Here is an 8,203-nt window from a genome sequence, read left to right on the forward strand (position 1 = left end):
TTTTTGCTGCACTCATTGCAAGGCAGGCGCAAAAGCCGAGCGCAGCAACCGACTACCTGTCCTCAAACTGAAATAGAGAGTGGTAGTGCTCGATCTTAATGCTGACAGAGGTTAGAATATTCAGCACTCGGAGACCCTACCCCTATGATTGATGCTGTCGACCTTTTTTGTGGCGCTGGCGGTTTGACCGCTGGCCTGCGCCAGTCAGGTGTTCACGTTCATGCAGGTTATGACATTGATCAAAACTGCAGATACGCCTACGAGCAGAACAACCATGCAGCTTTCGTTGCTAAAAGCGTCGAGGATGTTTCAGTAAAAGAGGTAGCAGATTGGTATCGCCCCGGACGCATCAAGCTGCTGGCAGGCTGCGCACCGTGCCAACCGTTCTCAAGCTATAACCAAGGCCGCGATACTCGTAACGATCGCAAATGGCCTCTGCTCTACGCTTTCAAAAGACTCATAGAAGGCGTTCAGCCTGAGCTGGTCACCATGGAAAACGTTCCAGATGTGACCAAGCACGAGGTTTACCATGACTTCGTCGCCGCGCTGGAGCGCCAAGGTTACTTCGTCTGGGCCGACCGAGTTCCCTGCATTGAATACGGATTGCCTCAGCATCGCCGCCGTCATGTGCTGCTAGCATCGAAGTTAGGGCCAATATCGCTGATTACTAAAACACATGAAGGTAAACCAGTCACAGTTGAGGATGCTATCGGCCATTTTCCTCGACTAGCCGCTGGAGAGTGCGACCCGAAAGACCCGCTCCACAGGTCAGCTTCGCTGACGCCGGTCAATCTCAAGCGAATCATCTACTCGCGCCCAGGTGGCACATGGAAGGACTGGCCAACAGACCTACGTGCCCTATGCCATCAGAAAGATAGCGGCAAGACTTACCCTAGTGTCTACGGACGTATGCGCTGGGAGGAGCCAGGCCCGACGATGACCACACTCTGCTACGGATTCGGCAACGGCCGTTTTGGCCATCCCGAACAGAATCGTGCCATCTCGTTGCGCGAAGCAGCAACTCTGCAGTCGTTTCCTATCGACTACGAATTCATGCCAGTCGATAAGATCAACTTCAAGTCGGTCGGCCGAATGATCGGCAATGCGGTACCAGTACGGCTGGGTGAGGTGATCGGCATCAGCTTGAAGCGCCATCTTGAACAGCTTCAGAAAGTTTGAGTTCGCGCCTAAGCCGCAGCGTCAATTCCTCCCGCTGTTTTGTTTCACATTCCCAGACTAGCAGCACCCGCAAGCCCAGCGCCTGTAGCTGGGCCTCCTTTCTGAGATCACGCTCAATGTTCGCCGCGAACTTGGGCAGCCAATACTCCTGTCTCGTTTTGGGAGTGGTCGTGTAGCGGCAATCAGGATGTCGGTGCCAGAAACACCCATGCACGAATATCACCGTCCGGAATCTAGGCAAGACGACGTCCGGTGAGCCTGGAAGATCTCGGCGATGCAGACGAAACCGAAGCCCCAAAGCATGCAGCACTTGGCGAACGATGATTTCTGGTGCTGTATTAGCGCGCTTCACCGCTCGCATGATGTCACTTCGCGACATTCACCCCCCCAGAAGAACATCACCCAACAGGCACGATCACCCCAGTTACCGCCAACGCCTCAAGGTGCCGATGAAGCTGCTCGGGCAATGGAGCTCCGGAGATCAAGACTCCGGCCTCCATGTTCTGGTCCATTGCGTACCCGGTGAGGTTGGCGCTAGTTATGAAACAGTGCGAGCCATCGGCCACAGCGACCTTCGCATGCACACTGCCATTCGAGAAGATCGCACCCTTGTCCTTCCAGATGTAGAACCGCGCAGTAGGAACGACTTTGCGCAAGTTATTGATGGGGTCGATGCTGACCTTGCCACCGCTGGCTGTCGAAAGCTCCATCAGGAAGTTGATCGCCACACCGCGCTCCGCCGCTGACCTCAAAGCCTTGGTGATCGACTCAATGTCGTAAGCAACGTAACTCGTTATGAATAACCTCTGCTTTGCAGCATCAATTACCTGAATCAGAGCTTGCTCGGTTCGACGAGCCGGAACAATGTCCGTAGTGGGGCCGGTCCACACCAAATCGACTACCTGCTTTGCCTCTGCCTGACGATAAGCATGGTCAGCGGCCAGCAGCATGGCTGCTAAGGTTTCACCGGTGACAGGATTAGACTTCCATGCCGCGACCATAGCCTTGAATGAGTCACCAGCTTTGGCAGACAACACGGAAGCATTATTCAATTTCCCCACACTCTCAGCACCAATGAACCTGACCGCTGCCGCCAAAGCGGCGGTACGGTCAGGAGAAACAATAGCCACCAATGCCGACACTGCCTCCAGCAGAGCTTTCATCTCAAACGTCCTTGAAGAATGCGGCCTTGTCGTTCTCAAACGTCGGAACCACCATCGCACGATCGAGATAGCGGTTACCGCGCTCGCAAGAGGTCTCTGCGACGAATGAACATGCATGGCAAGCGGCCGCATGCAGACTTCGATCCTTCTGCGGGTCATGCTCGGCGCAAAGCGGATCAGACGAACATATGCGAGAACGACGCAAAGCCTGCACAAGCAAACGCTCAAGGTTCTCTGGCTTACCTAGCTCGACCAAACCACCCAGGGTCCCATCGGAGTCGGCAGCCGCCGTGTAAATAATAAAGCCCGCTTGGCAACCCTCTGCATTCACGTCCGCATAAATACGCTCGCGGATGCTGGCCGCGTTGTACCCGCACTCCAACGCCAGCTCACGAATTAACATATGCGCCAAGGTATGAAGCAGCACATAGCGAGCGCCTGGATAGCCTTCTTCCGGAGGGCTTAAATGCCGAGAGTTTCGCCAGCCCTTATGACCGCCACGTAAGCGCTCATCAACGCTTTGGACGTCTTCAAGTTGCTCCCACTCAGCGATAGCCTGCTCATCGAATTGGATGAAAATGCCTTCGCCATGCACCTGATTCGCAGGAACCCAATCGGGTTTACCCCGTGACAGCGGAGCCTTAGTAGGACCGGTTGCCAGGTCAGCTGAATCGTCAGGAGCTTCCACTCGTGTAAAGCCGAGCAGCGCATTAACCTCACGCAAGCGCTTCAATAACAGCACCCTCGAGATCTTGCTCTTGAAGCGCCCAGGAACATTGACTATTTCTGAGGTGAAATGTGGATAGTCATTCACTGGTGACGGATCAATCAGCACGCGCCACTCAGGCCCCTTGATGTCCGACTCAGTGACATTCGCATCACCACCACTACGACGTTGCTCGATTGCAGCCCAGATCAGCTCGGCGGAATATTGGTCAATCCCCGGTAACGCACCGGTTTTTTTTAACATTTTTACCGTCAACGGCACCTCTTCTACGCCATCAAGATCGTGGAAGAAATCCCAACCATCGTCGATAAGTTGACCCAGCGAATCTTTAGCCTGTGGAATGGCCAACGCAGAAATAGAGATAGGAAACCAACTATTGGTCGCCCCCAGCAGAACCACGCGCGGCTCCGCATCACAATCAGGCTCGAAGTGATCCAGATGAGGGTGCCGACCGCGGCACCCCGGAAGGTTTTCTTTACCTAGCTGCCCGAAAGCATGAGCCATATTACGGGCCACACCACAGGAGTCACACTTCACCCAAAGGTTCTCGGTTTGCAGAGACGCGCCGCTTTCAAAGAATCGCAGCGTACCCTTGCAACCACCAAGACCACTGTGGACGTACCAGTTCCACGGAAAGTCATCCAGATGCCCATTCTTGCAGGCCAGCAAGAAACGCGCAGGCACAGCATCGGCATCCTTCGCAGGCTGATCTCCTTTTGACCCCGTGCAGCCCTTATGAACGAAGCAAGTCGCCTCCGGCCGATAACGATTTTCCTTCAGATCGAACAGCCCACTGTCATAAGGCGAAAGCATTCCGCACTTAACGCAACGCAACCAGCGAGGAAAGGGCCGCACAGGAACCCCTACATAAGCTTCAGCCGAGTACGGATCAACCGCGTCGCTAGTCGTGAACGGAGGCATACGTAGCGATTCAACCTGCGGCCCGAGTACTTTTTGCACGGCAGCCAGCAGGCGACTTTCTACCACCGGCCGACAGCGATCCTTCTCCCAAAAGTTTATCCCTAGCGTCACGACCGACAGGTTTGGCAAATCAATCAGCGCACCAGGGCCATAGGTCCAGAGCAGCTGGCTCGGCCGGACTGAACCAACGGGAGTTTTTTCGTTAGCCATTTTCATTCGTCCTTATCAGCCGCTGCAGGGCGAGGTTTCCATTGAATATCGTCATTTATACGCGCTGAGTTCATCACTAAACGCACACCCGGCTCGACCTCTCGCATCGACATTGGCACTGTCCAGTTGTTCCAAGTTTGCGGACCAGGCGCATTAATCAATGCAGCGGTTCTATCCTTATCCGGTCCTCGTTTCTCGTAAGCCAGGAGACGGTTACCCTGCATCACTTCCTTCACCCACTCATCCGCACGCTGCTTGAGCATGCTTCCAGCGAGCTTCTGCGCCGGCTCTTCCGCAACGTTATCGGCTCGAGCTTCGAGCACCTTCATGGCATCCAACATCTCAGGCTGGTTCGGCTGCTTGAGACTCTCCGCCCCAGTGTTCGCAGCAAAGTCCGCATGTTTTGCCCGCAGTAATGACAGCATCGCGCCAGTCAGCCCTCGATCCATCGCCCGCGGTGAAAATGGCGTGACCGACTGAGCCTCGACATGTTTGTAAAAGGTGGCGTGATAATGCTCAAAGGTCTCGTAATGCGAGAGGTCGCGAGGCCTTGCCCAAGTCAGAACGGTGCAGACCAGACCTGGCGACTGGCGCCCTACCCGGCTAGTCGCCTGAATGTATTCCGCGGTCCCTTTAGGCTGACCATTGACAGCCATGATTCCTAGACGACTCACATCGACCCCGACCGACAACATATTGGTCGCCAACACAACGTCGATGGCCCGAGAGTCCCCATCAACCCAGCGAGTCACGTGCTTGAGCTTTTCAGGGTCCCATTCGGACTTGAACATTACCTCAAGCTGATCTAGGTACTTAGGGATGTCTTGGTTGGACACTCGCGAGGTCAACTCACGGATATTCATGACACTGCGCTGAGCCAATCCTGGGCGCTGGACCATGCTCATTTGCACTCGGTAAGCACGAGTCTGTACATCGTCCTCAGCCAAACGCTTCATGCCCCCCAGCTCACGCAGCGAGTTGAAGTATCCCACCATGGTCATGTACGGATCAGCGACCTTACCGAAGCGGTCGAATAGCGCCTGCGCCCCCGTCAACGCCGCGGTGTAGACCCGAATCAGCATCGCCGGACGCGAACTGCCAGGTGAGCAAATGCCCAAATAACGTCGCCCAGGTTTTTGCTCAATCGGCCGCTGTACCGAGAAGAAGTTGTCCTCAACATCCAGACCGTGCGGCGGGAACACTGCTACCTGGCGCATAAACACGTTGTTGACCTGCTGCTGCGCCTTACGCACGGTAGCCGTTGAGGCAATTACCTTTGGGCGAATTGAGTATTCACCCAAACGCCAACTACACAGCTCATCGACGGCGCTTTCATAGAGACCGACCATGGTTCCCAGCGGGCCACTGATCAGGTGGAATTCGTCCTGAATGATCAGGTCTGGCGGTCGAATTGGCCGGATTGCCTTGACGGTCGCGGCAGGCTTACCAGCAGTAGCCCTATGCCCGGTATTACATTCAGAGCCAGGCCAAAGCAGACCATGACGGGTGCATTCCTGCGAAACGTTACCAAACAAATTTCGCACTTGTCCGCGCCAGGCCATCATCGCGAATTTGTCGACGGTGGCGATCATCATCGTTGGTGGCCGGTGATACATCTCCTCATCCACCACCATCACTGGTAGGCCAGGATGATCTTGTTTACTTGACCGGCCACGCGAGAAATCGCACTCACTCCTCTTGTCGCCACAGTAGATCGACGTACGCCCTGCAACTTTGTCGACGACAATATCTTGGCCGGGAAGAATTTCTGAGCCGCACCAAGGGCAGCCAGTCAACTGCGCCGGTGATGCCATACCAGCCGTGTTCTTCCCAGGGGTGCGAACAGCCTGGATAAACTCATGGCTAGCATCGGTCGTACCCGGGGTCACGGTGTTACCGACCCACAGACCAATCGTGAAGGCACTCTCACCCAGAGATTTGTCCCCCGCCGCCAGTGCCTCGCGCCGCAGATGTTCCATTGCACAAATCAATGCGGTGGCCCGCTGGAACTGTTGCAATGTCAGCAGACGCAAGGTGTAGCGCATGATGACGGCCAGGCCACGTGATGAGTCGTAGTCGCCCAAGTTTCCTTGTGAGCGACGAATGGCCATGGTGAACGCCGCTACACCCAAGTACGCCTCAGTCTTACCACCACCGGTGGGAAACCAAATCAGGTCGGCAAAAGCCTGCAAGGGCTGGGTGCGGTCTGTATGGACAGGGTTAGCCAGCGCCGGCACGGACAACAACAGGAAGGCCAACTGGAAGGGGCGCCACGTACGATTCTTCGGTACATCGAAGTCCGCCACTTCAACTTCCTGCTTACGCCGCCGCGCTAGAGCATAAGCGCTACGTACACGCTGAATGGCCATCGCTCGGTTAGCGAAGCGAAACGCAGCCAGCGCCTTGTCATTGACAGCCAACATTTCAACGCCAGCAAGCAGCCGAGTTTGAATCAATTCGCAGCGTTCCAGCGCTTCTTTGGCCTGCTGGTCGTAACCAATCACATCGCTACCGACCCGGCCACGCTGATCCTCAATCCACGCGGCATAGTCTTGCGTCAACACACCGAGTGCCGCGATGAGCGCATCTTTATCAAGGTCTGCCAGCGTCTGCATGTCCAGCAAGCCATCGGCGGTCATTTTGCGCATCGCGGGCCGATCTTGCGGATCTAAGCCTGGCGTTTCAGTGACAGCGACTTCGTATTGCGGCATGACCACCGTACGTAGCTCAAGCGCCCTAACTGGCACGCTGCCAGTTGTTGCATGCACCGCAACACCATGGCCCACGGCAAACTCGACGCGATCGCGGTAGATCATCTCCAGCGCCAAGCGCTCACGCAAATCCTCATCGTCCACAGCGCCAGCATCCGCATCCAGTGCCGGGCGGCGACGGAATATATCGGTCACTTCGCTACCCGTTTTTGCTCGAACCACGATTTCAGGCTGAAACACCCACGCGGTATCGCGATTTTCGGGCGGTTCTACTTGCCCGTTCACCAGAAACAAAGTGACCAAGCGATCGCCCTTGTCGTTGGGCGATCTGACGGTGCCCTGGATGCGCACCTCGGGGCTGCTAGCATCTGGCGCAATAGGTGAAACACCCCCCGGTGTCATCGCTAGCGAAAACACCCCACCAGAAGGAGCTCGCTTCCAAACCTTAGCCTTAACGAGCTTGTCCTTTATCAGCTTGGTATGATCGTGCTCGTCGCTGGCTACACGTTCATAGCGCCCCCAACTCACCACGACCTCAAGACTTTCGATATTGCCATCGACACAAAAGGTGAAGCCCAAACTAGAGGGCGCGAGCGATTGATTAAAGGCGGCATCCACCTCTTCATCCGCATCGGAGTCACCGCTGCCTGAGAGCGTCGGCGAGACGATTTTCGTGCTTTGTGCTTTTGGCTCTAGGTCGGAGGGCTCATCTTCATCACCTTTTTCGGCAAGCACCCAGTCTTCGCCACGCTCAGCGCTGTCCATCGGCGCCAGCTTGCCGACCAGATAGCGATCTCGTACGCCCATATCGACGATGAACTCTTCAGGGCCACCGGCAGGCCCCAACAGATCGTCCATAATGGCAAACTGCAACAACTCGCGGACGTAGGCCTCATTTTTGATCAGGGGGACGTCGGCAACCGTCAGATCAAGCGCCTTGGGCAGCGACTCAGCGAACTCGGTCCACTGCACGCGAGATATACGACCCGTTGGCGAAACGAGCCCAGTTTTAACAAACGGCACTGGTGATTCAACAGCCAGTACTTTGTCGAAGAAAAGCGAAGTGGTCTCGCTGTTGGAGCGAAGGCGCATGACACGCCCCACACGGGCTATCTCGCCAGAGGTGTTCAGTATCAAAACCCAATCATCTGCAGCAATGGCTTGATAAAGCCCGCGCTCGCCTTTCAGGACCAGAGTGTAAGGTGCAAGCGCTGGATCAGTGGCAAGACCATGATCGATAGCGATCCATGCATTAGCAGTTTGTTTCACGGCGCTTTGCTCCATGAGTACCT

The 8,203-nt window shown here is 55.6% G+C and carries 5 protein-coding genes; 1 reads left to right on the plus strand and 4 read right to left on the minus strand.

Going from position 1 to position 8,203, the window contains the following annotated elements; all coding sequences use genetic code 11:
- Positions 1 to 144 precede the first annotated feature (144 nt).
- The gene (locus tag CLM72_RS24155) at positions 145 to 1,179 is read left to right on the plus strand and encodes a DNA cytosine methyltransferase (protein WP_026140080.1); all 1,035 of its coding nucleotides are present in this window, start codon (positions 145 to 147) and stop codon (positions 1,177 to 1,179) included.
- On the opposite strand, the gene CLM72_RS24160 is transcribed toward CLM72_RS24155, so the two are convergent.
- The 4 genes from CLM72_RS24160 to drmA are packed head-to-tail and all read right to left on the minus strand — an operon-like array spanning position 1,139 to position 8,195.
- Entirely contained in the window at positions 1,139 to 1,558 is a 420-nt protein-coding gene (locus tag CLM72_RS24160) for a very short patch repair endonuclease (protein ID WP_105228538.1), read from the minus strand. The two genes, CLM72_RS24155 and CLM72_RS24160, sit on opposite strands and share 41 nt — an antisense overlap.
- Before the next feature lie 19 nt (positions 1,559 to 1,577).
- A complete protein-coding gene (drmC, locus tag CLM72_RS24165) occupies positions 1,578 to 2,342 on the minus strand; it encodes a DISARM system phospholipase D-like protein DrmC (RefSeq protein WP_105228540.1) in 765 nt (254 codons plus the stop codon).
- Position 2,343: 1 nt separating this feature from the next.
- Positions 2,344 to 4,200 carry a DUF1998 domain-containing protein gene (gene drmB / locus CLM72_RS24170; RefSeq protein ID WP_054990301.1) on the minus strand — a complete coding sequence of 619 codons (1,857 nt, stop codon included), beginning with the start codon at positions 4,198 to 4,200 and terminating at the stop codon, positions 2,344 to 2,346.
- A gap of 2 nt (positions 4,201 to 4,202) precedes the next feature.
- Complete coding sequence (gene drmA / locus CLM72_RS24175; protein ID WP_105228543.1) at positions 4,203 to 8,195, minus strand: DISARM system helicase DrmA; 3,993 nt, start codon at positions 8,193 to 8,195, stop codon at positions 4,203 to 4,205.
- Between the last annotated feature and the right edge of the window lie 8 nt (positions 8,196 to 8,203).

Source organism: Pseudomonas sp. MYb193, assembly GCF_002966775.1.
Taxonomy (GTDB): domain Bacteria; phylum Pseudomonadota; class Gammaproteobacteria; order Pseudomonadales; family Pseudomonadaceae; genus Aquipseudomonas; species Aquipseudomonas paracarnis.